Annotated in this window: 29 protein-coding genes; 16 read left to right on the forward strand and 13 right to left on the reverse strand. The window is 61.9% G+C overall.

Features of this window, described 5'->3' with window-relative positions; genetic code table 11:
* Nucleotides 1-112: 112 nt before the first annotated feature.
* The 3 genes from SSPSH_RS08965 (at nucleotide 113) to SSPSH_RS08975 (ending at nucleotide 2272) form a co-directional block, all read left to right on the forward strand.
* Nucleotides 113-1186: a sulfite oxidase gene (locus SSPSH_RS08965; protein ID WP_006912648.1), complete on the forward strand. Its 1074-nt coding sequence runs from the start codon at nucleotides 113-115 to the stop codon at nucleotides 1184-1186.
* 3 nt (nucleotides 1187-1189) lie between these two features.
* Nucleotides 1190-1504, forward strand: a complete 315-nt coding sequence (locus SSPSH_RS08970; RefSeq protein ID WP_006912649.1) for a DUF202 domain-containing protein — start codon at nucleotides 1190-1192, stop codon at nucleotides 1502-1504.
* Between the two features lie 72 nt (nucleotides 1505-1576).
* On the forward strand, nucleotides 1577-2272 hold the full coding sequence (locus SSPSH_RS08975; protein WP_006912650.1) for an HAD-IA family hydrolase: 696 nt from the start codon (nucleotides 1577-1579) through the stop codon (nucleotides 2270-2272).
* A 52-nt stretch (nucleotides 2273-2324) separates the two neighbouring features.
* On the opposite strand, the gene SSPSH_RS08980 is transcribed toward SSPSH_RS08975, so the two are convergent.
* The gene (locus tag SSPSH_RS08980; RefSeq protein ID WP_006912651.1) at nucleotides 2325-2642 is read right to left on the reverse strand and encodes a DUF190 domain-containing protein; all 318 of its coding nucleotides are present in this window, start codon (nucleotides 2640-2642) and stop codon (nucleotides 2325-2327) included.
* Between the two features lie 16 nt (nucleotides 2643-2658).
* Nucleotides 2659-3054, reverse strand: coding sequence for a fluoride efflux transporter CrcB (gene crcB / locus SSPSH_RS08985; RefSeq protein ID WP_006912652.1), 396 nt, complete (start codon nucleotides 3052-3054; stop codon nucleotides 2659-2661).
* Nucleotides 3055-3228: 174 nt separating this feature from the next.
* Between crcB and SSPSH_RS17925 the strand changes: the two genes are divergently transcribed.
* Nucleotides 3229-3636, forward strand: coding sequence for a hypothetical protein (locus tag SSPSH_RS17925; protein WP_006913670.1), 408 nt, complete (start codon nucleotides 3229-3231; stop codon nucleotides 3634-3636).
* A gap of 87 nt (nucleotides 3637-3723) precedes the next feature.
* On the opposite strand, the gene cyoD is transcribed toward SSPSH_RS17925, so the two are convergent.
* From cyoD to SSPSH_RS09015, 5 genes are all read right to left on the reverse strand, one after another.
* The gene (gene cyoD / locus SSPSH_RS08995; protein WP_006912654.1) at nucleotides 3724-4059 is read right to left on the reverse strand and encodes a cytochrome o ubiquinol oxidase subunit IV; all 336 of its coding nucleotides are present in this window, start codon (nucleotides 4057-4059) and stop codon (nucleotides 3724-3726) included.
* Entirely contained in the window at nucleotides 4056-4676 is a 621-nt protein-coding gene (cyoC, locus tag SSPSH_RS09000) for a cytochrome o ubiquinol oxidase subunit III (RefSeq protein ID WP_006912655.1), read from the reverse strand. Before cyoC ends, cyoD begins: the two co-directional genes overlap by 4 nt.
* A gap of 28 nt (nucleotides 4677-4704) precedes the next feature.
* The gene (locus SSPSH_RS09005; RefSeq protein ID WP_021031621.1) at nucleotides 4705-6783 is read right to left on the reverse strand and encodes a cbb3-type cytochrome c oxidase subunit I; all 2079 of its coding nucleotides are present in this window, start codon (nucleotides 6781-6783) and stop codon (nucleotides 4705-4707) included.
* 23 nt (nucleotides 6784-6806) lie between these two features.
* Nucleotides 6807-7748 carry a ubiquinol oxidase subunit II gene (cyoA, locus tag SSPSH_RS09010; RefSeq protein ID WP_006912657.1) on the reverse strand — a complete coding sequence of 314 codons (942 nt, stop codon included), beginning with the start codon at nucleotides 7746-7748 and terminating at the stop codon, nucleotides 6807-6809.
* A gap of 459 nt (nucleotides 7749-8207) precedes the next feature.
* Nucleotides 8208-9185, reverse strand: coding sequence for a YeiH family protein (locus SSPSH_RS09015; protein WP_202962145.1), 978 nt, complete (start codon nucleotides 9183-9185; stop codon nucleotides 8208-8210).
* A gap of 158 nt (nucleotides 9186-9343) precedes the next feature.
* On the opposite strand from SSPSH_RS09015, the gene SSPSH_RS09020 reads away from it, so the two are divergent.
* From SSPSH_RS09020 to SSPSH_RS09030, 3 genes are all read left to right on the forward strand, one after another.
* Nucleotides 9344-10291 (forward strand): LysR substrate-binding domain-containing protein, encoded by a 948-nt coding sequence (locus SSPSH_RS09020; protein ID WP_006912659.1) that lies wholly within the window; start codon nucleotides 9344-9346, stop codon nucleotides 10289-10291.
* A 70-nt stretch (nucleotides 10292-10361) separates the two neighbouring features.
* Nucleotides 10362-10949 (forward strand): PRC-barrel domain-containing protein, encoded by a 588-nt coding sequence (locus tag SSPSH_RS09025; RefSeq protein ID WP_006912660.1) that lies wholly within the window; start codon nucleotides 10362-10364, stop codon nucleotides 10947-10949.
* A gap of 168 nt (nucleotides 10950-11117) precedes the next feature.
* Nucleotides 11118-11840 carry a DsbA family protein gene (locus SSPSH_RS09030; RefSeq protein WP_006912661.1) on the forward strand — a complete coding sequence of 241 codons (723 nt, stop codon included), beginning with the start codon at nucleotides 11118-11120 and terminating at the stop codon, nucleotides 11838-11840.
* Between the two features lie 24 nt (nucleotides 11841-11864).
* Here the strand turns inward: SSPSH_RS09030 and SSPSH_RS09035 are convergent, their stop codons facing one another.
* The 5 genes from SSPSH_RS09035 to SSPSH_RS09055 form a co-directional block, all read right to left on the reverse strand.
* Nucleotides 11865-12143 carry an AMP-binding enzyme gene (locus SSPSH_RS09035; RefSeq protein ID WP_021031622.1) on the reverse strand — a complete coding sequence of 93 codons (279 nt, stop codon included), beginning with the start codon at nucleotides 12141-12143 and terminating at the stop codon, nucleotides 11865-11867.
* Nucleotides 12133-13614: a DUF3482 domain-containing protein gene (locus SSPSH_RS09040; RefSeq protein ID WP_006912663.1), complete on the reverse strand. Its 1482-nt coding sequence runs from the start codon at nucleotides 13612-13614 to the stop codon at nucleotides 12133-12135. Before SSPSH_RS09040 ends, SSPSH_RS09035 begins: the two co-directional genes overlap by 11 nt.
* Nucleotide 13615: 1 nt before the next feature.
* Nucleotides 13616-15043: a DUF2868 domain-containing protein gene (locus tag SSPSH_RS09045; RefSeq protein WP_021031623.1), complete on the reverse strand. Its 1428-nt coding sequence runs from the start codon at nucleotides 15041-15043 to the stop codon at nucleotides 13616-13618.
* A gap of 205 nt (nucleotides 15044-15248) precedes the next feature.
* Nucleotides 15249-16256 (reverse strand): cytochrome d ubiquinol oxidase subunit II, encoded by a 1008-nt coding sequence (gene cydB, locus SSPSH_RS09050; protein ID WP_006912667.1) that lies wholly within the window; start codon nucleotides 16254-16256, stop codon nucleotides 15249-15251.
* Nucleotides 16256-17647 (reverse strand): cytochrome ubiquinol oxidase subunit I, encoded by a 1392-nt coding sequence (locus SSPSH_RS09055; protein ID WP_021031624.1) that lies wholly within the window; start codon nucleotides 17645-17647, stop codon nucleotides 16256-16258. The genes cydB and SSPSH_RS09055 overlap by 1 nt, the downstream gene beginning before the upstream one ends.
* Nucleotides 17648-17882: 235 nt before the next feature.
* On the opposite strand from SSPSH_RS09055, the gene moaA reads away from it, so the two are divergent.
* The 7 genes from moaA (at nucleotide 17883) to SSPSH_RS09085 (ending at nucleotide 23682) form a co-directional block, all read left to right on the forward strand.
* Nucleotides 17883-18944, forward strand: a complete 1062-nt coding sequence (gene moaA / locus SSPSH_RS09060; RefSeq protein ID WP_006912669.1) for a GTP 3',8-cyclase MoaA — start codon at nucleotides 17883-17885, stop codon at nucleotides 18942-18944.
* Between the two features lie 134 nt (nucleotides 18945-19078).
* Entirely contained in the window at nucleotides 19079-19303 is a 225-nt protein-coding gene (locus tag SSPSH_RS09065; RefSeq protein ID WP_006912670.1) for an addiction module protein, read from the forward strand.
* Entirely contained in the window at nucleotides 19300-19602 is a 303-nt protein-coding gene (locus SSPSH_RS19885; protein ID WP_084623537.1) for a type II toxin-antitoxin system RelE/ParE family toxin, read from the forward strand. Before SSPSH_RS09065 ends, SSPSH_RS19885 begins: the two co-directional genes overlap by 4 nt.
* 30 nt (nucleotides 19603-19632) lie before the next feature.
* The gene (ybaK, locus tag SSPSH_RS09070; RefSeq protein ID WP_006912671.1) at nucleotides 19633-20106 is read left to right on the forward strand and encodes a Cys-tRNA(Pro) deacylase; all 474 of its coding nucleotides are present in this window, start codon (nucleotides 19633-19635) and stop codon (nucleotides 20104-20106) included.
* A 105-nt stretch (nucleotides 20107-20211) separates the two neighbouring features.
* Nucleotides 20212-22752: a DNA ligase D gene (gene ligD, locus SSPSH_RS09075; protein ID WP_021031625.1), complete on the forward strand. Its 2541-nt coding sequence runs from the start codon at nucleotides 20212-20214 to the stop codon at nucleotides 22750-22752.
* A gap of 301 nt (nucleotides 22753-23053) precedes the next feature.
* Nucleotides 23054-23299 (forward strand): type II toxin-antitoxin system Phd/YefM family antitoxin, encoded by a 246-nt coding sequence (locus SSPSH_RS09080; protein ID WP_006912673.1) that lies wholly within the window; start codon nucleotides 23054-23056, stop codon nucleotides 23297-23299.
* Nucleotides 23296-23682 carry a type II toxin-antitoxin system VapC family toxin gene (locus SSPSH_RS09085; protein WP_006912674.1) on the forward strand — a complete coding sequence of 129 codons (387 nt, stop codon included), beginning with the start codon at nucleotides 23296-23298 and terminating at the stop codon, nucleotides 23680-23682. The genes SSPSH_RS09080 and SSPSH_RS09085 overlap by 4 nt, the downstream gene beginning before the upstream one ends.
* Before the next feature lie 75 nt (nucleotides 23683-23757).
* Here the strand turns inward: SSPSH_RS09085 and SSPSH_RS09090 are convergent, their stop codons facing one another.
* Nucleotides 23758-24435, reverse strand: coding sequence for a hypothetical protein (locus tag SSPSH_RS09090; RefSeq protein WP_152522776.1), 678 nt, complete (start codon nucleotides 24433-24435; stop codon nucleotides 23758-23760).
* Nucleotides 24436-24763: 328 nt separating this feature from the next.
* Here SSPSH_RS09090 and ku (SSPSH_RS09095) point away from each other — a divergent pair, with 328 nt between their 5' ends.
* Nucleotides 24764-25540, forward strand: a complete 777-nt coding sequence (gene ku, locus SSPSH_RS09095) for a non-homologous end joining protein Ku (protein WP_021031626.1) — start codon at nucleotides 24764-24766, stop codon at nucleotides 25538-25540.
* Complete coding sequence (ku, locus tag SSPSH_RS09100) at nucleotides 25533-26600, forward strand: non-homologous end joining protein Ku (RefSeq protein ID WP_006912677.1); 1068 nt, start codon at nucleotides 25533-25535, stop codon at nucleotides 26598-26600. Before ku (SSPSH_RS09095) ends, ku (SSPSH_RS09100) begins: the two co-directional genes overlap by 8 nt.
* The last annotated feature ends 33 nt before the right edge of the window (nucleotides 26601-26633 follow it).

Genomic DNA, 26633 nt, shown 5'->3' on the forward strand with positions numbered 1-26633 from the left:
TATCTGCCCGGCCTGGAGAGGGTGTGTTCAGGCCGGCTGACGACGAGTGCCTTGCGTAAACACCGGTTAGCGCCGAGTATTTCGATCACAAGATCGCAGATCGGACGAGGCGGTGAGCAACGATACGAGCGGCATAGAAAAACCGACGCCGAACGACTGGTTCAGCATTCCCGAACACGGCGAGAACAGTAATGCCGAAACGCGGCTCGCCGAGCTCGAAGGCTACATCACGCCCAGCAGCCGATTTTTTGTACGCAGCCATAATCCAACGCCGACGATCGATGCAGCCAGCTGGCACCTGCGCTTGTACGGCGACGGCTTGGCCGAGCCTATGGAACTCGACTATGCGGCACTACAAGCCATGCGGCAGACCGAGATAACCCGCGCGATCGAATGCGCCGGCAACGCACGCGCCTTCTTCGCCGAACACTACGGCCAACAGGCCGGCGGCGCCCAGTGGCATACCGGCGCCATCGGCGTGGCACGATGGGCCGGCGTGCGTCTGCGCGACGTACTCGAAAACGCGGGCGTGACCGCCCACGCCTGCGACGTATTACCGGTTGGCCTAGACCACAAGGCATTCGCCCGTCCGCTGCCGATCACCAAAGCCATGGCCGACGATACGCTCATCGCGTTGCGCATGAACGGCGAGCGGCTGCCGGCAGACCACGGCTTTCCCGCCCGGCTGGTCGTTTCGGGCTGGCTGGGCGCAGCCAGCATCAAATGGCTGGGCGAAATCCAGGTGTCGACACAACCTCTGCACACGCACTGGAACACGCGTGACTACACACTCGCCGGGCCGGCCTATCCGCCCCAACCGCCTGCCGACGGCATTCCTATTACGGTCATGCCGGTTATGAGTGTGATCGAACTCGATTGGAACGCCGAACTGAGCGCCGGCACCCGGACCATACGGGGGCGTGCCTTTTCCGGCGAGGGACGGGTAGCCCGCGTCGAGTATGCAGTCAACGACGACCCGTGGCGCAACGCAACGCTCGAAGAACCCAATATCGCCGCGGCCGGCGTGCGCTGGGTGTTTTCCTGGACGGCCGACCCCGGCGAACATGTCGTTCGTATCCGTGCGACCGATGAAAACGGGCACGTCCAGCCGGAAACCGTTCCATGGAACGATCATGGCTGCCTCTACAATGCGATCATCGCCCATACCGTACGTGTGACCGGCTGACCCATGCGTCGACACGAACCCTACGACGACATCGATCCAGATACGCTCATCGCCCGCGACTGGCTGGCGCTGTCTCGTTCGCGGCTGGCCAACGAGCGCACGCTGCTGGCTTATATTCGTACGAGTCTGTCGATGATCGGCCTTGGCGCCATACTCGCAAAATGGATCGAACACCCGAGCGCGCTCGTCGGCGGTATCGTTCTTGGCGGTACCGGCGTGTTCGTCCTGATTATAGGCGGCGTGCGGTTCGTTCAGGAAAACCGGCGCTACCGGCGTTTGACCAATCAGCCGAATGGATTGGGCACAGACGGGTTTTAGCGGCTGACTTCGCCCCCATGATCGGGAACCCGTCTGCCGCAACCGCGGCCGATACCTGTTCGAGATTTGTCGATGACCTACGCCTCCCCCACCGCGCCGTCGCGAGTCGACGCCGTTATCTTCGATTGCGACGGCACGCTCGTCGATAGCGAGCTGCTCAACGCCCAAGGCGTGGCCGAAATGTTCGAAGCCGATTACGGCGTCGTACTCGACGCACGGGCTATCGAGTCGGAATTTCGTGGCGGCCAGTTCGAACAGATGATCGATACGCTGGCCGAGCGCCACGGCGTGACTATCCCCGCCGACTTCACACCGCGTTATCGCCAGCAGATGATCGACCTGTTCTATCGCGAACTGCAGCCGATGCCGGGCGTGCGCGCAGCAATCGAGGCGATCGATCTACCCAAGTGCGTCGCATCGAGCGGCCCCGAGAAAAAGCTGGCTGCTGCCCTCGATGCAACCGATCTGGCCCGCTATTTCGGCGACTTCGTTTTCAGCGCCTATACCATCGGCGTATGGAAGCCCGAGCCCGATCTGTTTCTCACCGCAGCGGCCGCGCTCGATGTCGCCCCCGAGCGCTGCGTGGTTATCGAAGACAGCGATGCCGGTGTTCTGGCCGGTCATCGCGCCGGTATGCACGTGCTGGGCTACGACCCGCACGGTGCGATCGGCTCGCATCCGGAGATCGCTCTGACTCGCTTCACGCATTTCGACGAGCTGCCCGGGTTGATCGCTCGATTGCACCAGGGCGGCGAGCACGCCGGCTGAGAGGCAGGCGCAGGCGCCGGCTCCGGTTGTAGCTTAAGGGTCGCAGCCGCAGTCACTCTTCGCCAAAGTGCCAGTACTCGATCGCGCGGCGTACGCAAAACACCGGCACCGCGTGTTCGTCCACACTTCGAATGAGTGTGTCGGCCTGGCCACCGTCGAGTACGAACATCAGCTCTTCCGGCTCATCGGCCTGCTCGAAGAAATGCGCGGAGTGGGTATGACCGCTCATACCCGTTCCTTCGGCGTCCACCCGGCGAGTGCTGCGCTCGATACCCTGGTCGCGTGCAAGCTCCGCCACCGTGTCCAGTGCCGGCTTACCGTGATGACGGCGCGAGCGCGGCGCCATGAAGATCAGTTCGAAGCCTTTCATAATCTGTTGCTCCCGTTCATCGTCCGATCTGGCGCAACAACGCCACCGCGCCCATGCCCAGACCGGTCATCACGAGCGAGCCGGCCACGTGCGCGGCGATGCCCACAAAGGCCCAGCCCAGACGCCCGCTCTGGATCTGGGTGAATATCTCGGCCGAGAACGTTGAAAACGTGGTCAGTGCGCCGAGGAAGCCGGTAACAATCGCCAGTTTCCAGAACGGCGAAAGCTCCGGCATGGCCGCAAACGTGGCAATGGCCATGCCGATCAGCCCGGCGCCGAGCAGGTTTGCTACGAGCGTGCCGGGCGGCAACGCCGGGAACAGCGCGTTGAGTGCAAGACCCAGCGCCCAGCGCAGATTGGCACCGCAGGCCGCACCGAGCGCGATGGCCAGAATGGAAGCGGGTATGGACATTCGCTTACAGCACCATAAACCAAAGTCGCAAGGTTACAAGCATGAGCTATGGCTGTCCTGCATGCATTCGACGAAGACGACCGGCGCCCGTTCACCGCGGATTCAGGCCGCCAAAGTAACCGTGAATACCGAAGGCGCACGGTCGCCTGGATCTACAAACGACGAGGAGAACTCATGTACAAGCAATTTGCCATCGCCACGGCTACCGCTCTGGCGCTGACCGGCGGCGTCGCAATGGCCGATACGGCCACCGATGCGGATACCGCCACGGGTACGAACGCGGGCGTGAACGCCGATGTCGGCGTCGATACCGGAGCCAACACCCAATCCGGCTCGGCCGGCGGCATGAATGGCACCGACGGCACGGTAGGCGGCCAGGCCGGCGGCAGCACGTCGATCGGCGTCGATACGGATACCGATGTCGATACGTCGACCTCATCCGGGGCCGAACCCGCTATGAACGGCGATATGGACAACGATACGGGCGTGTCGTCGGATACGTCGGCGGCGGCCAAGGCCAACGCCGGTGCCGATACCGATACCGATACCGATACCGATACCGATACCGATACCGACGATTAACTCTCGGTCGGCACGAAAGAAAAAGCCCGTGTCGCATGCGACACGGGCTTTTTTACGCGAGCGCTGGGCGGCCTGGGCCTGCAGCGGTCAGTAGCCCACCATCATATGCCGTGCATACAAGCTGTAGAACAGCCACAGCGTACCGCCCACCATCACGAAGATGGTAAACACCGAGAACAGCACCGATATCGTATTCCAACGCTGTTCCTGCGACATATCGAGATGCAGGAACAAACGCAGGTGCACGCCTAGCTGCAGGACGGCCGTCACCGCAATGACGAGCAGCATCACACCAGGCGAGAACGCCTCGTAATACACCGCGCCGAAGGGAATCAGCGTGAGTACGAGAGCGAGCAGATAACCCGTGATATAGGCGCCCGCGGTCGGCGCGTGGCCGGGGGTGGCGTCGTCGGAATGGCTCATGCGCTGCCTCCTTGAATCAGTCCGGGCAGGTAGACGGTCGAGAACACGCAGATCCAGACCAGATCGAGAAAGTGCCAGAACAGGCTCAGCCGTGCCAGACGCGAACCGATGGCCGGCGTAAGCCCGCGCAGCGCGATCTGCGCCACCATGGTCAATAGCCAGATCATGCCAAAGAACACGTGCGCGCCATGGGTGCCCACCAGCCCGAAATAGGCCGACAGGAAACCGCTGCGATCGAACGAGGCGCCTTCGTGGATGATATGCACGAACTCGCTGACTTCGTGCCAGAGGAAGAAAGCGCCCAGCACGAAGGTGGCCAGCAGCCAGCCGATGATGTGGTTCTTCTTACCCTGGTGCAGGCTGACCATGGCCAAGCCGAAGGTGAGACTGGATGCCAGCAGGGCCATGGTTTCGAGAAACACGCCATGCAACGAGAAGATCTCGCCGGGAGTCGGTCCGCCGGCATATCGCTGTGACAGGTTCACGTATGCCAGAAACAGCATCGAGAACAGAACCACGTCGCTCATCAGATAGGCCCAGAAACCGAAGTTGACTTCAGTATCCGCCCGAGCTGCGGCGCGAACGCGGTTTAGATCGTGGGATGGGCTTGACGCCATGAACTATGCCTCTCGAATACCTTTCGTGTCAGCCCGGCACGCCGGACGTGGCCCGGGTTGTCGGTTCGATGAACTCGCCGTTGGGCGTGCGCTCATCGCCATACTCTTTGATGTCCTTCATATGCTCAAAGACATCAGCGTCCTGAAGCCGGCGATGGAAGGCATCTTCATCGGCCTCTACCTCGGCGGCAGGAATCACGAACTCGGTCTCGTCGTTAAAGCTGCGCACGATCACCGCGGCTACAGTGCCCAGCACACACAACCCGGCAAGCCACCAGATATGCCAGACGTAGGCGAAGCCGAAGACGAACGATAGCGCTGCGATCACGATGGCCAACGGTGTCGACTTCGGCATATGAATATCCTCGTACGCCGACGGCCGCTGATAGGCCCAGTCGTTAACCTTCATTTCCATGAACGCATCGCGATCACGCACTTCAGGCACCACCGCGAAGTTGTATTCCGGCGGCGGCGACGGGATCGACCATTCGAGGGTACGCCCGCCCCAGGGATCACCGGTCAGGTCGGCATTCTTCTCGCGATCGCGCCAGCTCACATAGATCTGCATGAACATGGCGAAGATGCCATAGGCCACGATGATGGCCCCGATGGCCGCGATCACCAGCCAGAAATGCCAGGCCGGGTTGTCATAGGTGACCATGCGCCGCGGCATACCCATGATACCGAGCATGTACAACGGCACGAACGCCACATAGAAGCCCACGAGCCAGCCCCAGAAGGAATGGCGGCCCCATTTCTCGTCGAGACGGAAACCGAACACCTTCGGGAACCAGTAATAGAAGCCGGCCAGCAGCCCGAACATCGTGCCCGGGATCAGCACGTTGTGGAAATGCGCAACCAGAAACAGGCTGTTGTGCATCTTGTAGTCGGCACCCGGAATGGCCAGCAGCACGCCGGACATGCCGCCCATGACGAAGGTGATCAGAAAGCCCAGGGTCCACAGCATCGGCAGCTTGTACTCGATACGACCGCGGAACATGGTCCAGATCCAGTCGTAGATCTTCACGCCGGTCGGGATCGCGATGACCATGGTGGCGATACCAAAGATCGAGTTGCGCAGCGGATCCTGACCCATGGTGTAGAAGTGATGCACCCATACGCCGAACGACAGGAAGGCGATCGCCATGGTCGCCCACACCATCGAGGTGTAGCCGAACAGACGCTTGTTGCAGTAGGTGGTCACCACCTCGGAAAAGATGCCGAAGGCCGGCAGCACCAGAATGTAGACCTCCGGATGGCCCCACAGCCAGAACATGTTGATGTAGAGCATCTGGTCGCCACCCATGATGCTGGTGAAGAAGTGCGTGCCCACCGAGCGATCGAGCGCGAGCAGGGCCAGGGCCGCGGTCAGCGCCGGGAACGACACCACGATCAGAATGCTCGTGCACAGCACCGTCCAGGTAAACATCGGCATGCGCATGAGCGTCATGCCCGGCGCGCGCTTCTTGAGTATGGTGGTCACGAAATTGACGCCGGTCAGCGTGGTACTGATACCGGATATCTGCAACGCCCAGATCCAGTAATCCACACCCGGGCCCGGGCTATGAGCCAGCCCGGAAAACGGCGTATAGCCCGACCAGCCCGCTTCCGAGAAGCTGCCCACCAGCAGCGAGATCATCACCAGCGCACCAGCGGCTGCGGTCAGCCACACGCTGATCGCGTTGAGCAGCGGAAAAGACACGTCGCGCGCGCCGATCTGCAGCGGAATCGCGATATTCATCAGTCCGACCAGAAACGGCATTGCCATGAAGAAAATCATCATGGTGCCGTGGCCGGTGAACAGCTCCGCGAAATGGGCGGCCTCGAGATAACCGTCCATGCCCGGGCCGGCGCTCGCCTGCTGGGCACGTACCATGGCCGCGTCGATAAAGCCGCGCAGCAAAAAGATCAAGGCGATCACGATATAGATCACGCCGATCTTCTTGTGGTCTACCGTCGTGAACCACTCGCGGTAAAGATAGCCCCACTTGCGGTAATAGGTCAGCGCGGCGACCACGGCCAGCCCGGTGCCGATCATGATCACATTCGCGAACACGATGATCATGCTCGAATGGTGGAAGGCGTCTAGGGTGAGTTTTCCAAACATGTCTTCTCCCGGCTCGCGGCGGGCTAGTGGGCATGCCCGTGCTGGGCAATGTCGTCGGCGGTCAGATCGCTTGGCACTGCATCAAGCGGAATTTTTCCATCGCCGACCTGGAAGCGGTGCATGACATAGCCGAACAACCCGTCCGGTACCGACGAATATAGAATCGGGTCGACATTGCGGCTGGGCTCGACCAGGCTGCGATAGGCACTCAGATCGAGCGGCTGCCCCGAGCTGCGCGCCTTGTCGATCCAGCCATCGAAATCGGCCTGGGACAGTGACTCTGCTGTAAAGCGTTGATCGGCGAACCCGTCGCCGCTGTACTGGTAGTTCTTCCCGAAGAACTCACCTTTCTCGTCCGCCATGAGGTGCAAGCGCGTACGCATACCCGACATGGCCATGACCTGGCTGCCCAGCCGCGGAATCATGAAGCCGTTCATGACACTCGCCGAGGTCAGATCGATCTGCAGCGGCGTATCCACCGGCATGGCCATCTCATTGACCGAAGCCACGCCGTAGTCGGGGTAGATGAACAACCACTTCCAGTCCATGGCGATGGCTTGCACGCGTATCGGGTCGTTCTCGGCTTCGATCGGTTTATAGGGATCGAGATCGTAGGTAGAGACGACGGTCACCAGCGCCAGAACAAGGATGATCGCGATCGGCCCGCCCCATAGAAAAGCTTCGAGCAGGTTCGAGTGGTGCCAATTCGGTGTGTAGGTATTCTTTTTGTTGTTGGCACGATAATGCCAGGCAAACCAAAGCGTGAATCCGACAACCGGCACCAGCACGAACAGCATCACCATGAAGGTGAACAACATGACGTTGCGCTGGTAGGCCGCGACCGGCCCGGCGGTGAAGAACGTCACCAGCTCGTTGAGATAGAAGGTGTCGATAAACCATTGCGCGCTACAGCCGCCAAGCAACAAGGGCAGCGCGACGATCAGCGGCACCCGCAGGCGACGCATCGTTCTTCCAAACGTTTCGATAGACATTACATGCATTCCAACGGGTGACCGCGCTCAACGTATCGAGCCGTAGCCCACGCTACGATCTTTCCTACGTCAGTTCCACCAGATCTGTTGCAGGCTATTTCCTGTGTAACGATCATTGTGCAGTGCAACCAATGGTACCCATTTCGCCAACAAAACGACAGCGAACGGTTTCGCTTTTTTACACTGGCCATCGCGCCCTGAGCGGGTGGCGGGCAGACCCGCCAAGCCTGCGCGCCGTGCGCAAATGATGCTGGCGTACATGTCCTGCATGTCTGGCGCGGGCTGATGGCGCCACTTCGATCACAGTGCCGTTGGTTTCACTGCCTTGCTGAGCCGTGTCCGCGACCCGCTACGGGGAGACCGAAAATCAGCTCGTCATCGTATCGTCTGGATTCATTCTGAAAGACGCACGCGGGCGCCCCGGCAAACGAATCAACCGATGAGAACGGCACCGATCAGGGCCACCACACTGATCCAGATCGCGACCGCCAGGCCCAGAGCGAGCGGACGCCAACCCAGGCCGATCACCGAAGACAAGCGGGTCTGCAACCCCATCGCGACCATGGCCGCAGCCAGCAGTGCGGCATCGAAACGCAGCAGCCCCGTGTGCAGCGGCGCTGGCATGCTCGCCAGGGAATTGATGCCGACCACGATCACGAACAACACCACGAACAACGGGAATGGCGCTGCGCGATCGCTTTCGCCGCTGGCCGCTGCACGCTGGCGCCACCATAGGGCCAGCACTGCACAAACCGGTACCAGCAGCGCCACCCGTGACAGTTTGTAAAGGCTCGCGTGCACGCCCGCAGTCTCGTCGAACGCGAACCCGGCAGCCACCGCCTGGGCGACTTCGTGAATGGAACTGCCTGCCCAGGCTGAATACATCGGTTCACTCAAGCCGATAAGCGGCGCGATCGCCGGATAGACGAACATCGCTATGGTGCCGAAGACCGTGACCATCGCTATCGCGCAGGCAACATCCTGTTCACGCGCGCGAATCACGCCGTCGACCGCGACGACCGCCGAGGCGCCACAGATGCCCGTACCGCAGCCGACCAGCACACTCAGCGTGTCGGGCAATTCGAGCACACGGCCGAGCGCAACGGCTAACACGATGGTGCTGCCCACCGCGACTGCCACCAGCGTCAGCCCACCGATACCAACCGACAACATATCCTGGGCCACGACCCGAAAGCCCAGCAAGACGATCCCGGCTCGTAGGAGGTAGTGCAGCGTCCAGCGAATACCGGGCTCCACTTGCGCCGGCAACGCCACGCACAGCCGCAGCACGACGCCAACCAGGATGCCGACCGTCAATGCGCTCAATGGCACGACACGGTTGAGCACGGGCCAGGCCGCGATCACATAGGACAAGCCTGCCAAGGCCAGACAGAGCGACAGACCAGGCAATATCTGCGCAAATCGATTCGTCGCCTGACGAACCGGAAAAGCTAGCGCCCATGTATCGGACAATGACATACGCATTACAAGGCTTTTGCGTGGTTGTATAAAGCTCTACGCGCTCGGTATTAATTTAAATCGATTTATATCAAACTAATAGTTTGGCTATGCCGAACAATAAACCCGTGGCTGAGCGTTTGCGCTTCACATTGCGACAACTCGAGATATTCGCTGCGGTGGCACGAACCGGCCAGGTACGCCGCGCCGCCGATGTCTTGCATCTGAGCCAGGCGGCCGTCAGTCAGGCAATCGCAGAGCTGGCCGACGCGCTGGGCGTCGCGCTGTTCGAACGCCACGGCCGCGAGATTCAGCCCACGGTCGCCGCGCGCCAGCTGCTCGCACTCGCGATCGAGCCCATGGACGCCCTGGCACAACTACCGGAGCGTCTCGCGCCATCACCGGGCGGCTCCGCCGTGCTCAGCGGCACGATCCGTCTGGCCGCTTCGAGCACCATCGCCCGCTACGTACTGCCTGCCGGCCTGGCTCGAGTACGGCAAAGGCATCCGCAGCTGAACATACGCGTGTTTTCCGGCAACAGCGCCCAGGCCGAAGCGCGTGTCGCGAATCTGGACGCCGATATCGGCCTGATCGAAGGTCCGCCCCAGCGCGACGATCTCGATATCGCCCACTGGCATACCGACACGCTGCAGGTGATCGCCCCGCCCGGCTATGACATTGAGGCGATCGAGCTTGCCCATCTGGATCGTCATGCCTGGGTGGCACGCGAGCCGGGCTCGGGCACCCGGGCGGTCTTCGAACAAAATCTGGCGCTTGCCGGCTATACGGCGCCGCCCGCACATCTGATCATCGATGACAGCGGCGCAATCGTGCGTGCGGTCGCCCATGGGGCCGGGCTCGCCTGCGTTAGCGGCCTCGCAGCCGAGCAGGCCAGCGCCTCCAACCCGATACAGTTTGTCGCGCTTGCCGGGCTTTCACTGGCCCGCCCGCTCTGGCGCCTGCATCGCGCCTCGACCGCCAGCAGCACATCGCTGCTGAAACGATTCGAGGCCGAACTGGACGCAACGCTGGATCGACCCACCAAACTGAAATCGTGATTTTCAGTTTTTGTTCAGCCTTGGCGCCTACCATCCGCTCCAGTATTTCCAAGTAACCGAGGACATCACCATGGCAGTACGTAAGACGAGTGCCATTGCTTTGACCGGTATCACGCTGGCTGCAACCAGCACCTTCGCGCTGGCGCAGCAGAAGCCGGACGGCCTTTATTCCGCGGATCAGCTGCTGGACGCCGAGGTCTACGCCCAGGGCTCGGACAAGCAGGTCGGCGAGATCGACGACGTTATCCTCGACAACAACATGACGATCAAGTCGTTCGTGGTCGAGACGGAAAACAACTTCGGAATGGATGGCAAATCCTATGTCGTATCGCCTGACCAGCTCAGTGTCGAAACGATGCAGGGAGAAAAGGCCACCGAACCGCAGTACCGCATTACCTTGATGGCCGACGGCCAGGCCTTGAGCAGCTATCCGGTCTACAACGACTCCTGGTGGAACAACACGCAGAGTCAGGCAGCCGATGCCTGGGACCAGACCAAGCAGTCTGCAAACAGCGCGTGGACGCGCATCAAGGACGGCACAACGGAACTCATCGACGATACGCGTGACGCCATCGGCGGCGCAGCCGACGAGACCGGCGATGCCACCGACAATGCCGCAGACGAAACACAGGACGCGGCCGAAGACGCCAGCAACTGATCATTGCCGGCGATCATCGTGTGTCGAGGAGGGGCTATTCGCCCCTCCTTTTTTTTGTGCGCGCTCTATACAACTCGGTCGAACACTGGGCGCCCGGCCTGACCTGCGACAGCACACACGGTATGATCCGGACCTGTCGCCCACCCTGTCGGCCCGAGGAGTCGTCGTATGAGCCCACAGAACACCGGCCGCTCCAGCCTGTTTGGCGCCCTGTTCGTTCCCGCCCTGATTCTAGGCGTTCTGATCATTCTGGCGATTCTGGTCATCAGCTTTCGCGGTGGCGACGATCGCGCGTCCTCCGGCGGCGACAACAAAGCACGCACGCTCTCGGCCGACACCATGAGCGCATTCGACAATGAATACGATGCGATCGGCGAGTCGGTCGGCAGCCCGGACGCACCGGTCACCATTCGCGAGTTCGCCGATTACCAGTGCCCCGCCTGCGGCGCATTCGCCCCGACGGCTCAGCGCATTCGCGACGAACTCGTCGAATCGGGACAGGCGCGTTTCGTGTTCTTCGATTTCCCGCTGCCCATGCATGCGCACGCACAGGAAGCCGCGGTCGCCGCGCGTTGCGCAGCACGTCAAGACAAATTCTGGTCGTATCACGATCGTCTGTTCGAAACCCAGCGCGACTGGTCGCAGCGCGACGACCCGACCTCGATGTTTCTGGACATGGCCGTCGAATCCGGCGTGAATGCCCGGCGCCTGGAAGCCTGCATGACCCAGGGCGGACCCGACGACGTGATCGCGCGCAATCAGGATGCCGGCAAGGCCATCAGCCTGCGTGCCACGCCGACCGTGATCGTAGGCGACCAGATGTTTTCCGGTGTGGTCGGTTACGACAAGATTCGTCAGGTCGTCGAGCAGCAGGCCAGCGCCAGCGACTGATTGGCCCCGAGGAGAGCGCTCGCCTCAGACGCTCTCCTCGACTTGGTCGGCAACGCGCCGGGTCAGTGCCTTGCGGTCCAATTTTCCTACCGCGTTTTCAGGCAGCCGATCGACCACCATCACCGCCTCCGGCCGATGGATACGCGATAACCGCGTGACGACCGCGTCGCGGAGGCGTTCGGCATCGACATCAGCGCCGGCACGAGCCACCACGAACACCACTGGCACCTCGCCCAGATCGGCACCCGGGCGCCCGACCTCCAACTCCAACCCGCTAGCGTAAGCGCTTGCGCTATAGCTCATCTTCAATGGCAGCCAGGGTATCCAAGAGCGCACGCCAAGCGGCCTGGGCGCGTTCGTCGTTGTCGTCCGATTTGGCGAGGCTGCGAAACCAGCGGGCGAGCGCCTTCTGGCGCTCTCCGGGCAGCGCACGCGCGATACTCGCCGAAGGCTCGTCATCGCTTGCCAGCGCATCGCCGCGCCTTGCATGTGCCCGCGACAGAATCTGGCGATAGCGGATCAGGAGCGAATCCAGCAGTACCCACGCGAAATTCGGATTGCGTGGTGGACCGACGGTAATGCGCTGGCCACCGAGCGGGCCGATACGGGCTAGATCGAGCCTTAGCGTGGGGATGGCGTCGCCCTTGAAAAAGGCGAGTGCGCCACCACCCAGCCCGCCGAGCAACGCACCGATGCCCAGCGAATGCCCGAACGTGGCCGCATCGACACCGATACCGGCACTCGCGCCCACGGCTGCGCCAACGAATGTCAGCTGTTGGCGTGTGAGCCCCAGCCGGCGCCAGGTTTCGTCGCTGGCCAAATCCAGATCTTCACTGAAGCCGGTCATCGCTTCGGCCTGGATCGCGGTATGGCGATACAACGCGAGCAGATCGTTCGCGGCCTCTCGCTCGAGCGCGGCGATGCGATCGAAGTAGCGGCGGCTGGCCTGCTTTATTGCCGCGCGCTTGGCGGCCTCGGCGGCCGGCGCATCTTCGCCGTAGTGCCCCCGTTCGCGCAGTTTGAGCGCGCTCCGAAGAAAGTTCTGAATACGTTCGGCGGCCTCTTCGCGACGCTGCTGCCACTCGGCGTCGAGTAGCGCCGTGGTGGTTTCCAGATGGGCGCGGTCGCGCTCGTCGATCTGGTTGAGCGCGGCAAGCAGATCGCGTCGTGTGGCAAAGCGCGCGCGATGCGCATCGAATACGCGCACCAGATTGAAAGCCTTGCCGAGATGCTCACGCCATTCGGCTTCGCGCGCACCGCCATCTTCGCCGCGCTGATTGAGCAGCGCCAGGCGCGCGCGCCCGGAAAACCGCAGGATCTCGATCTCGGCAAGAAAGCTGTCGTAGACCGGCACGCCCGGATCGATCACATACAGAATGCCGGCGCCCTGGAGCAGTGGTTCCAACAGCCGGCATTCGTCCTCGAACGCGCCGGTGTCTTGATATTCGTCGACGAACGCCTGCAACGTGGCCAGGCCCGGCGTGCCGGTTTGACCACCGTGCAGCGCCCGGATCGCGCGTAGCGCCTCGATCGGTTGCTGAAAACCGGGCGTATCGATGAAACGCAGCCGCTCGGCGCCATCGAGCACCAGCGACAGACGCTGACAACGGGTCGTTTCGCCCGGCTCGGGGGAAATGCGGATGATGCGGTCGTCGTCTTCTTCCAGCAGGGTCGCAAGCACCGCGGACTTGCCCATGTTCACCTTGCCCACCACGGCAAAACAGGGAATGTCGGCGACTACCCACTCGGCGGGTTGGGTCGTACGCATCGCCATATCAAAGACCCGGGTCGTAGGCGACGATTTCGGCCGCGGGATCGCGCAGGCCGTCGATAAAACGGGTCCAGCGCTGCAAATGGTCTGAATCCGGTGCGCCGGGGCCGCGCTCGGCGCGGGTGAAGATCAGCCACGTTACCGGCGTCTGCGAACCGACCGCCTTGCGCACGCGCGCATGCAACGCGCCGACCTGACGCGGCGACAAACCCCAGTCCTCCGCAGCGAGTACAACGTGGTCGGGCTGCGCCGCCAGCGCCGTATCAGCCGCAGCTTCGGCAGCCTCGTCGAGCACGCCGATCCGCTGCTCTTCGTGCGGATTCACCCGCAGCGAGCGCAACAGAAAACCACGAATCGAGGCGGCCGATATACCGCTACCACCGACATCGAGCACCAGCGCACTGTCGGCCACGGGTGCCGCCACTGCGCCGCGTTCGATGCGCGTCAGTGCTCGCCAGAGACTTCGATGACGCGGCGATTGAAAATCCAGTGCGGCGAGCGCGCGCCGTTCGATCCCGGCGTAGCACAACACCAGCAGCACACGCGCCAGTAGTCCCCATACCAGTAACGACATGAGTAAAAACCGCCACCACACGGCCGTACTCGCCGGCGTTGCCGGCACGCGTCGGCTACCATCGACATAGCGTGCACGACTGGCTTCGATCTCCGCGGCCGTCGGCGCTGCCGCTGGCCAGACACCGCGCCAGGGCGCCGCAACGACGCCGGTCGCCGACGCCACCAGCCCGCTCGTCTGCGGGGTAGCTTCCCAGTAGAAGCGCACATCAAACACCAACAACGAACCCACGAACGCCAATACCAATCCGATATTGAAACCGACCGCGCCGATCTGCAGCGTGCGCGCGAGCGCGGCCTGCAATGCACGACGCGGCACAGCGGCATCGGTTAGACGCTCACGTAGCAATCGAAGCCGTTGCCGGCTGTCTTCGCCGCGCGAAGGCGCCGCCAACGACATCACCCGGCCCGCGCAGCGAGCGAGCAGCGTCGATGAACCACTGCCTAGAAAGCGGGCGAACATGAACAGCGCGAACACCAGCCAGGGCAGCACCAACGTTACCCCGAAAAACAGAATGACGTGCACGCCGGGATTCGCGCCCGCACACAGGCCAGCCACCAACGCGAAGCCGATCGAGGCCATGCCAACCAACAAAGCGACCTGGACCAGGCGCAGCCCTTGTTGCCAGAACGATCCGGTTTCGATCGCTCCGGCCTCACGCCGATACACCAACCACGCACGCAAACCCGCACGCCGGCGAGCGCGCTCATCGCCATGGGGCAAGTCGGGCCGGATATCGCGGTTGAATATCAGCCGATCATGTTCGAGCGCCGTCTCGTCGACGCCGGCCAACAGGGTCTCGAAATCGATGAGATCGGCCAGCGTCCAGCGCTGGCCCGCAGCATGGGCAGCATTCATGCACGTATTAGAACATCGCGCGCGGCCGAAGCGCGCGTCAATCGTACGCTCGCGTAAGCCAGCTAATGCTCAAGCACGAAAAAGATGACTTCTCGAAACAGGAACGCCGCAGCGCCCCAGGCCAGAAGACTGACGGCACCCAACCCGACGAACCAAAGAAGACGACGCGGCGTTTCACGCATGGCGGCTCCTTGCGAGACCCAGGCTAGTGATAGCCCATATCACGACCGGCCTTGCCGCGAAAAATCCAGTACGACCAGGCCGTGTAGAACAGTATGAATGGCAACAGAATCACCAGACCAACGATCAGAAAGCTCTGCGTCTCCGGCGGCGACGCGGCGTTCCAGATAGTCAGATGCGGCGGAATGATATGCGGCCAGAAGCTGGCTGCCAGCCCGCCATAGCCCACCGCGAACATGCCCAGCGACAGCAGAAACGGCCAGTACTCACGGCGCTCGGCCACGCTGCGGTATAGGAAATACGAAACCACGACACCCAACAGCGGAAACGGCACGAGCAACAGCGCGTGCGGGAAACCGAACCAGCGTTCGGCATAGTCGCCGTCGAGAAATGGCACGTACACGCTGACCAGCGCCATGAACACGATCACCGCGGTCAGCAACGCCCGCGACCAGCCATAGGCTCGATCCTGCAAAAGACCGGTGGTTTTCATCACCACCCAGGTCGCGCCCAGCAGTGCATAGCCGGCGATCAATGCAACGCCGGTCAGCATGGTGAAACCGGAGAACCAGTCGAACGCGCCCCCCACATACTGTGCGCCATTGGCTTCTATACCTTGCACGATCGCGCCGAGCGTCACCCCCTGGAAGAACGTCGCAACCAGCGACCCCAGCGTGAAGGCGAGATTCCAGCCCAGCTTGCGGCGCGCCTTGAAGCGGAACTCGAATGCCACGCCGCGAAAGATCAGCGCGATGAGCATGCCGGTCAGCGGCAGATACAGCGCCGGCAGCAATACCGTATAGGCCGGCGGAAATGCGGCCAGCAGCGCTACGCCACCCAGCACCAGCCAGGTTTCATTGCCGTCCCAGATAGGCGCGACCGAGTTCATCATGATGTCGCGCTCGGCTTCGCCATAGGCCACGCCGCACAGAATGCCGATGCCCAGCACGAAACCGTCCAGCAGCACGTACATGAATACGCCGAAGGCGATGACGGCAAACCAGATCAGCGGCAGAATTTCGATGCTCTCCATCATTCTTCTCCGACCGGTTCATTCGGGTACGACAGCGGCCGTGCCGGCGTGGCGTACGGATCGGGCACGGGCTGTGTCGGGACCTTCTCGGGCCCGGTCCGAATCACGCGCATGATGTAGTACAACCCCGCCCCAAATACGATGCCGTAAACAATCACGAAGGTGATCAGCGTGGCCGCCACGCTGGGTGCAGCAACCGGCGACAGCGAGTCGGCGGTCCGTAACAGACCGTAAACCGTATAGGGCTGGCGCCCGATTTCCGTAGTGAACCAACCGGCCAGCACCGCCAGAAAGCCCGACGGCGCCATCGCCACCAGATAGCGATGGTAGCCACGCGCATCGAACAGGCGGCCCCGCAGTGCCAGCCACAGCCCCGCCACGCCGGCGATGAGCATGAGAATGCCCAAGCCGACCATGAGCCGGAACGAAAAGAAGATGGGCGCCACCGGCGGGCGTTCGTCCCTGGCGAAATCCTTCAGCCCGACCAGCTCGCCATTCCATTCGTGCATGAGAATGAGGCTCGCCATATTCGGCACGGATATCTCGTAATGGTTGGTCTCTGCGGCTTCATCCGGCCAGGCGAACAACGCCAGCGCCGCGCCCTGTTCGGTTTCCCAGTGCGCCTCGAGCGCGGCGATCTTGGCCGGTTGATGCTCGAGCGTATTCAGGCCATGAAAATCGCCGGCGACGATCTGCAGCGGCGTGACGATCGATACGAATGCCACCCCCATGACCAGCATCACCCGCGCGGCTTCATGCGCGGTGCCTTTCAATCGATACCACGCACCGACGCCCAGAATCACGAACGCCGTGGTCAGATACGCCGCCAGCACCATGTGCACGAGTCGATAAGGGAACGACGGATTGAACACGATTGCCCACCAGTCGGTGGGATAGAACACGCCGTTGCGCAACTCGTAACCGGCCGGCGTATGCATCCAGGAGTTGGCCGATAGAATCCAGAACGCCGACAACATGGTGCCGAAGGCGACCATGGCGGTAGCAAAGAAATGCAGCTTCGGACCGACCTTGTTCCAGCCAAACAGCATGATGCCGAGGAAGGTCGCCTCCAGGAAAAAGGCAGTCAGCACCTCATAGGACAGCAGTGGCCCGAGCACCGGTGCCGTGGCTTCGGCGAATACCGACCAGTTCGTGCCGAACTGGAAGCTCATCACGATGCCGGACACCACACCCATGCCGAACGATACGGCGAAAATCTTCACCCAGAATTGATACAGGCGGCGAAACACGTCGCGCCCGGTGAACAGATGCATGCCTTCGCACATCGCCAGCCAGCTCGCCAGGCCGATGGTGAAAGCCGGGAACAGGATGTGGAACGAAACCACGAACGCGAACTGAATCCGCGACAGGATTTCTGCATCGAGCGCCATGGAAAACTCCTGCAGGGGCACGTCGGGCGCGATCGCGAGCATCGCGCGCACACCATACTACGAAAGGATGAGGCCGGCGGTTGCACGCTCCAACGGTCCGGGCCGCTACCGAATGATATTCGCATTCCCATCCCCGGCACGCGAATACACAAGTTGCACGATCAACCGGCCAAGCCCGAACACTTCGTTATGGCCCGCGCTTGAGACTGGCGCGCGTAACCCTGATTATGACGTCATGGCCAGCCAGAACCACCCACCCGATCAAACCACGCCCGGCGTCACCGACCGGTATGCGCGGCCGCTGCAGGATCTGCGCATCTCGCTGACCGACCGCTGCAACTTTCGCTGCACCTACTGCATGCCGCGCGAGCTGTTCGGCAGCGAGCATCTGTTCTTGCCGCGCCGCGAGCTGCTGGATTTCGAAGAAATCGAACGCCTGGCGCGTATTGCAGCCGGCCTGGGCGTCACCAAACTGCGCCTGACCGGCGGCGAACCACTGCTGCGCCGCGATATCGACGTGCTGATTGCACGGCTGGCGGCGATCGACGGCATCGACGATATCTGCCTGACCACCAACGGCTCGCTGCTCACCGAACAGCGCGCCCGTGAATTGAAAGCCGCCGGCGTAAACCGCGTCACCCTCAGCCTCGACGCCATCGACGACGACGTCTTCAAGGCCATCAACGATGTGGGCTATCCCGCCTCGAAAGTGCTCACCGCCATCGACAACGCCAAGGCCGCCGGCTTGACGCCGGTGAAGGTCAACTGCGTGATTCAGCGCGGCGTCAACGAAGACCAGATCCTGCCGATGGCCGAATACTTCCGACACTCGGACGTGGTGCTGCGCTTCATCGAATTCATGGACGTGGGCACCTCCAACGGCTGGCGCATGGAAGAAGTCGTCCCCGCCCGCGAGATCGTCGAAACGATCCGTACGCGTCACGCCATCAGCCGCCTACCCGCGAACGTGCCCGGCGAAACCGCCAACCGCTGGGTCTACGACGACGGCGCCGGCGAGATCGGCATTATTGCCTCGGTATCGCAGCCGTTCTGCGGTGGCTGCACCCGCGCACGCCTGTCCGCCATCGGCGAACTCTATACCTGCCTGTTCGGCGTACACGGGCGCGACCTGCGTACCCCGCTGCGCTCGGGCGCAAGTGATGACGAGCTGCGCGCGCTACTCTCCGGCATCTGGGCCGCCCGCGACGACCGCTATTCGGAGCAGCGCGGCGAAGAAACCGCCAACCGGCGTGGCGATGCCGATGGCAAGGTGGAGATGTCGTATATCGGGGGGTGAGCTTCGGCGCGTATGCGCGGTTTATACGACATGCTTTATCCTTGAACAGGTCGCGCGTTTGCCTCAGCGACGATCGCAAACGGCACGCAGACGAGTAGCTCACGACTCGAAACTATCGTCCCCAGGAGGCCACGATGAATTCGCTCGATGATCTCGAACGTCAGGCCAGGGCCTTAAGCACGGCCGAGCGTGCTCGCCTGGCCGAATTACTGCTGGAGTCGATCCAGCCTCCCGTTTCGACCGTGGAAGCCGACTGGAATCGGGAGATCGAAGCGCGGGTTGCGGCGTTCGACCGCGGCGAAGTATCAAGCCAGCCTGCCGCCGATGTGTTTGCCGAAGCGCGCCGCCTCGTGCGGTGAAACCCACACGGTTTATAGCTGCGGCGCGGGACGAGTTCCTCGCGGCGTTGGCCTACTATCGAGACATTGACCCGGAGCTGGCACGGCGCTTTAGCCGGGAGGTCGAAGAGGTACTGCAGCGAGCGGTCGCCTTCCCCGAGTCGGGAAGCCCGAGCGCTGCAAATACGCGTCGCATGTATTTACGAGATTTCCCCTTTGCCCTGGTGTATCGGGCGACAGACAGCGCAATCGTTGTTTTCGCTCTGGCCCATCATTCCCGACGCCCCGGCTATTGGCGCGACCGCGGAACACCACCGTAAACATCCGATGAAACCTAATTCACGGTACGCATGACACCCGCGACTCAACTTCTGGACGAACAGAACGTCCCCTACCAGCTGCATCAGTACGAGCACACCACCGCCCATAGCGATTACGGCATCGACGCCTCGCAACAGCTCGGCGTCGCGCCCGAGCAGGTGTTCAAGACGCTGGTCGCCGAACTCGACAACCACGCACTCGTGGTGGCCATCGTGCCCGTCTCCGGGCGGCTGCACATGAAAAGCCTCGCGGCTGCCGCGCATGCCAAGAAAGCCTTCATGGCCGACCGCGCGAAGGTCGAAAAGACCACGGGCTACGTGCTTGGCGGCGTCAGCCCGCTGGGCCAGAAGAAGGCGCTGGCCAGCTTCATCGACGAGTCCGCGATTGCATTCGACACGATCTTCATCAGCGGTGGCCGGCGCGGACTGGAAATCGAGATCGCGCCGTTCGCCCTGGCCGAGGCGATCGACGCGGGCTTTGTCGCCATCGCCGATACTGCGTAGTCCGCCGCATGGCAGCTAGCTGCCAGCCTGCTATGGTCGACCCCAGAATTTTCGGCCACGACGCCTGCTCATGCGTTGTCGTTTGACCTGTCCTGCGAGCTTGGCGTGAGCCGGCTCGACGACTACCGCAACAAGCGCGATTTCACCCGCAGCCGCGAACCCGCGGGCGACGATCACAGTCCCGCCAGCGAGTGGCCGCGCTTTGTCGTGCACAAGCACGCCGCCTCGCATCTGCATTTCGACCTGCGCCTGGAAGAAGACGGTGTGCTGCGCAGCTGGGCGCTGCCCAAGGGCCCGAGCCTGAAACCGGGCGAAAAACGCCTTGCCGTTGCAGTCGAGGATCACCCGCTCGACTACGGCGATTTCGAAGGCACGATCCCGAAAAAACAGTACGGCGGCGGCACGGTCATGATCTGGGACGCCGGCCTGTGGCGCGAAACCAGCCAACGCAAGAAAGACCGCATCGATTTCGAACTCGCCGGCGAAAAACTGGCCGGGCATTGGACGCTTGCCCAGATGGGTGGCAAGGCCGGGGACGGCGGCAAGAACTGGCTGCTCATCAAGCGCCGCGACAAGCACCAACCCATCGACGAACCCGACGAGGCCGATACGAGTGTGGCCACCGGCCGCACGATGGCCGAAATCGCCGACGGCGCGGCCGCCAACCACGAACCACAAACGCCTGCCCCCACGCTCGATCTCGACCCCGGCGCGCTCCACGGCGCCCGTAAACGCGCGCTGGCCCGCACGCCCAAGCCGCGGCTGGCTACCTTGTCGGACAAAGCCCCCGCCGGCGACGACTGGCTGCACGAAATCAAGTTCGACGGCTATCGCATCCTCGCGCGCCTGGAGAACGGGCGCGCAACGCTGCTCACCCGCAACGGCAAGGACTGGACCGAGCGCTTCGGGGCCACGCGCCGCGCCGTCGAAGCCCTGCCCATCGATCACGCCCTACTCGACGGCGAAATCGTCGCCCTCGATCGCGACGGCATCAGCCGCTTCGGCCCACTCCAGGATGCCATCGCCAACCGTCGTACCGACCGGCTCGTCTACCAGGTGTTCGACCTGCTCCACGCCGGCGAGCACGACCTAAAAAAGGTCGCGCTGGTCGAACGCAAACGCCTGCTCCAAAAGCTCTGCGACGCGGCCGAGGCCAACCGGGCGCTGCGCTATACCGACCATATCCAGGGCCAGGGCCCGGCGTTTTTCGAACAGGCCAGCGCGAGCGGGCTGGAAGGCATCATCAGCAAACGCGCCGACGGCGCCTACAGCGGCGGGCGCAGCAAACAGTGGCGCAAGATCAAGACCAGCCATGACGACAGCTTCGTGGTCGGCGGCTATACCGAACCTTCGGGCTCGCGTGCCGGCTTCGGCTCGCTGCTGCTCGGCACGTACGACGAGCAGGGCCGCTTCGCCTATGCCGGGCGGGTCGGCACCGGCTTTTCGGACCTCCAGATCGAAGATATTTCCTCGCGGCTCGACCAACTCGGCGTGTCCAAACGCCCCTTCGTCGAGCCCGTTCCGGACGCCGACACCGCCCACTGGGTCCGCCCCGAACTGGTGGTCGACGTCACGTTTACCGAACGCACGGCCAGCGGCGTACTCCGCCACCCCAGCTTTCGCGGCCTGCGCGAGGATCGCGATGCCGATTCAATCGGCGCCGGCCCGCACGCCGCGCCAGAGCACAACGGCGAATCGACCGGCCCAAAGAAACTGCCCCGCAGCGAGAACGCCAACCGAAAACGCCGCGCCGTCAAACTCGAAGGCATCCGCCTGACCCACCCGGATCGCGTGGTCTACCCGGAAACCGGGCTCACCAAGATCGAACTCGCCCGCTACTTCGTCGCCATCGCGGACTGGATTCTCCCGCATATCGCCGAGCGCCCGCTGTCGCTGCTGCGCTGCCCCGACGGCCAGCACGGTGAATGCTTTTTCCAGAAGCACCCGCGGACGGCCTTCCCGGACAGCCTGCCGACCGTCGCCATTGCGGATAAAAAAGCGTCCGACGACACGCAGGATTATGTCTATGTACGCGACGCGGCCGACCTGGTCGCCCTCGTTCAAGCCGGCGTGCTGGAAATCCACCCCTGGGGCGCGCGTATCGACAACGTCGAACGCCCCGATCAGCTCGTCTTCGACCTGGACCCGCATACCGACGTCGAATGGGCGGAAACCTGCCGTATCGCCCGCGACCTGCGTGCCTATCTCGAAGAACTAGAGCTGACCGCTTTCCTGCGCACCACCGGCGGCAAGGGCCTGCACCTGGTCGTCCCCATCGAACGCCGCACGAACTGGGACGACGCCAAAGCCTTCGCCCGCGCCGTCTGCCAAACCTTCGCCGCCCGCGAACCCAAACGCCTGACCACGAACATGGCCAAACACAAACGCCGCGGCAAGATATTCCTCGACTACCTGCGTAACGGCCGCGGCGCGACCGCCATCGCCAGCTACTCGCCCCGCGCCCACGCCACGCCGACCATTGCCGTGCCGATTCGTTGGGACGAGCTGGCCGACCTAAACAGCCCGGATCACTACGATATTCAGCGCGTACTGCAGCGGCTGCAGAACCTGGAGAAAGATCCCTGGCTTCACCTCGGCGAGGCTAGCAAGCGGATCACCAAAGCGATGCAGGATGCGGTCAGTTAAAGAGGCTAACGACGGCTTCGGCGGCCAGTCCTTGCTGGAAATTATCCGCAAATGAACGCGAATTAACGCGAATTAACGCGAATTGGTTCCAGCGTTCGGAAGGGCTCCGTAGCAAGGTTCGAACTCTGAGGCTGTATCTGTATCGCGACGATCGGACGGTGCCAAACGCACCGTCGACGTCGAGACAGATAAATCGAGCCACCGAACACGGATGACCAGACCGTTACCGGACTTCCCAGCGCCTTGTCTACCGCACCACCCGGGATTAAACTAACTTAACTTAGTTCAACCGGAGCACGGCATGAACACCTTCAATATCCACGAAGCCAAAACCCATCTCTCACGCCTTATCGAAGACGCTGCAAACGGTGAGCCCTTCATTATTGCCAAGGCCGGCAAGCCGCTGGTGAAAGTCAGCGCCCTAACAGCCTTCGACGATAAAACGCCTTCGCGCATCGGCTTCATGGCCGGCGAGTTCGACGTGCCCGATGACTTCAACGAGCTGGGTAAGGAAGCTATCGAAGACACGTTCTACGACCAATCGTGATCTTCCTGCTGGATACACACCTGCTGCTCTGGGCCGCCGCCGGTTCTAACCGGCTACCGCCAAGAGCGGCCGACCTCATTCAGGATGAAGCAAACCAGCTGCTATTCAGCGCTGCCAGCATATGGGAAGTAGCGATCAAGGCCGGACTCAATCGGCCCGACTTCAAGGTTTCCGCTGGACGGCTCCGCCGCGCCCTGTTCGAGAACGGCTACGACGAACTGCCAATCAGCGGCCGCCATGCCGCCGCCATCGCTAATCTGCCCGATATTCACAAAGATCCGTTCGATCGAATCCTGGTGGCACAGGCGCAGGTCGAAGACCTGACGCTGTGTACCAGTGATAGTGTCTTGACGAGCTATCCGGGCAGTATCGAGCTGTTTTAGCCATACCTATTAGAGAATTGCTCAATTGCTCGAGGGAAGGGAGAAGTGTCTGTCCCCTTTAGGTCCCAAGAAAAGTCACAGGCTTGACGCTAAATCGCTAACGAGTTGACTAGCAAGCAAGATAAGACCTAGAGAACCGGGTATCACTGCGGCTATCCAAAAGCCGAATCGTGTGTTGGCGATCGCACGTGAATTGGTGAATCTTTCAAACCACCCGCTCTTCCGGGAGTCGACGAACTCTTCTACTGTCGAAAAACTCATTTTCGCATGCTTTCTCAATGCGAACGACAATGCAGTTGCACGCGCAGACTCCCATGTGATGAACGCCACCGCTGAGATAAGCATAGATAGTGCAGCAAGCGTGGCTAGTACATGATGAGCCGAGGTCGTCAAGTTCCAAAGACCAAAGAATGCGGCGTAGCCCGCAAGCTGAACACCGCGGAAATAGTGGTCTGCATTCTTGAACGTCTGTTCAACAAATTTCTTGTGTGCATCTAGGTTGCGCTGTTCTGTTTCGCGCTCCTTCGCTTGGTCGGCACGTTCACGCTCTATTGCTTTTATACGAGATTGCTCTTGAGCTGCGGCGACGAACAAGTTCGGTTTTGCTAGCGCGCCAGCGATGAAGTTGTAACTATCCTCGAGAATGTTCGAGAGTCGGCGTTTCTCGCTCGAGGTTAACTCGGCTCCATCGTTGAGGGCCTGGAGAAAAGGATAGATCGCGCGTTGTAGTTCTTCGCCGGAAAGCTCGCTCATGAACTGGCCCCAAAAAAGTTTGCCACCTATCGTAGGTGCAATCGACTCTCCAAGAGTCCGCAATATGGAGAAAATCCAAGTCTCGCATAGCATGCGACGCCATAGCTGACCCCGGTTACAAATAATACTAACGTGCAGATACAGCCCAACAAACGCGAGTTCCGCATCTCATGGGCGCCACCGCCCCCTCCCCCACAACGTCCCTTCAGCACCCCAACCTAGTCTCAAATAAATTCGCGTCCATCTGCGTTCATTTGCGGACTGTGTCTTCCCCGGTTTTCCGTCATAGTCAGTTGAAAGCCTTCCCGGCCAACAGCGAGACGAGCCCATGACCGCCCGAGCGATGTGGAAAGGTGCGATTCATTTCGGCGGCATGCGCGTGCCGGTGAAGTTCTATGCGGCGGTGGCCGACAAGAGCGTGCATTTCCGGCTGCTGCATGAGAAAGACCAGGTGCCGGTGAAGCAGGCGATGGTGAATCCGGAAACGGATGACGTGGTCGCCCAGTCCGAGGCGCAGTATGCGTATGTGACCGAGGATCATGACTGGGTGGTGCTCGACGAAGAGGACTTCGACGCGATCGAGCCGGAGGCCTCTCGCGAGATCGATATCCTGCATTTTCTGCCGGCGGGGGTGATCGACCATCGTTGGTATCTGCGCCCCTACTATCTCGGCCCGGACGGGGACGAGGCGAGCTATGGCGCGCTCATCAAAGCGCTCGAACAGACCGGCCGCGAAGGCGTGGCCCGCTGGGTGATGCGCAAGAAGACCTACGTGGGCGCACTGCGGCTGTACCACGGCTATCCGGTGATGGTGTCGTTGCGCCATGACGGCGAAGTCGTGTCCATCGACGAGTTGAAGGCGCCGAGCGGGCGCAAGCTCGATGACAAGGAACAGGACATGGCGGCGCAGCTCATCGACATGCTCGCCGAGGATTTCGACCCGGCGGACTACGAGAACAGCCACCGCGAACGCATTCTCGATCTCATCGAGACCAAACGACGCGGCGAGAGCGTCAAGCTCACGCCGATCAAGCAGCGCGAGCCGTCGGACAACGTGGCCGAGGCCCTGGAAGCCAGCCTGAAGCGCGAGCGCAAGAGTGCCTAAGCAAAAGCAGGACGACAAAGACGACAAGGACTACCACGAGGCCGAGCACCACGGCCCGCGCCCGTTCTGGTCCGGCACGATCACCTTCGGGCTGGTGAGCCTGCCGGTGAGCCTGTACGTGGCCACGCGCTCCAAGCGCGTGAAGCTGCGTATGGTTGATCACGACGGCGAGCCGCTGGCCAAGCGCTATTTCTGCCCGGCCGAGGAGATCGCGCTGGAATCCGACGAGATCGTGCGCGGCTACGAGGTCGAGAAAGACCAGTTCGTGGTGGTGGAAAACGAGGAGCTCGACGCCATTGCCCCGGAGAAATCGCAGGAGATCGACCTGCGCCGTTTCGTGCCGGTGGACCAGATCGATCCGATGTTCTTCCAGCGCGCCTACTTCCTGGCGCCGAACCAGGGCGCGATCAAGCCCTACCGGCTTCTGGCCCAGAGCATGGAAGACAGCGAGCGGGCGGGCATTGCCACCTGCGTGATCCGCGGCAAGGAATACCTGCTGGCGATTTTGTCGCACCAGGGCATTCTGCGGGCCGAGATTCTGCGGTTTGCCGAGGAGCTGCGCACCCCGGCCGATATCGGCCTGCCCGAGTCGATCGATGCCGATAACGACCTCACGAAGAAGATGGTCAAGTCGATCGAGGCGAACGGGCGCAAGACTCTGGATCGCGACGCACTCACCGATGTGCGCTCGGAACGTATTCGCGAGCGCGTGGACGACAAGCTCGAAGCCGACGAGGACGTGATCCACGAGGCCGAAGACGACGATATCGAGGATGCCGACAGCGACGAAGAGCCGGTCGATCTCATGGCCGTGCTCAAGCAGAGCCTGGAACAAAAGAGCGGCGACTCGGGCAGCGACAAGCACAAGAAAAATAACGGGAAGAAGCGCAAGAGCAAGCCGCGGAAATCGAAGAAGAAAGCGCAGAAAAAGAGCGGCGGCGACCAACCAAGCACCGATATGACGCGCGATGAGCTCTACGATCGCGCCCAGCAGCTGGATATCCCGGGACGTAGCCGTATGACTAAAGAAGAACTCGCTGCCGCGATCAACGACGCCTGAAAAAGCAAGAAGAAAACCCTTGTATTTTTATCG

The sequence above is a fragment of the Salinisphaera shabanensis E1L3A genome, from assembly GCF_000215955.2.
In the GTDB taxonomy this organism is placed as follows: domain Bacteria; phylum Pseudomonadota; class Gammaproteobacteria; order Nevskiales; family Salinisphaeraceae; genus Salinisphaera; species Salinisphaera shabanensis.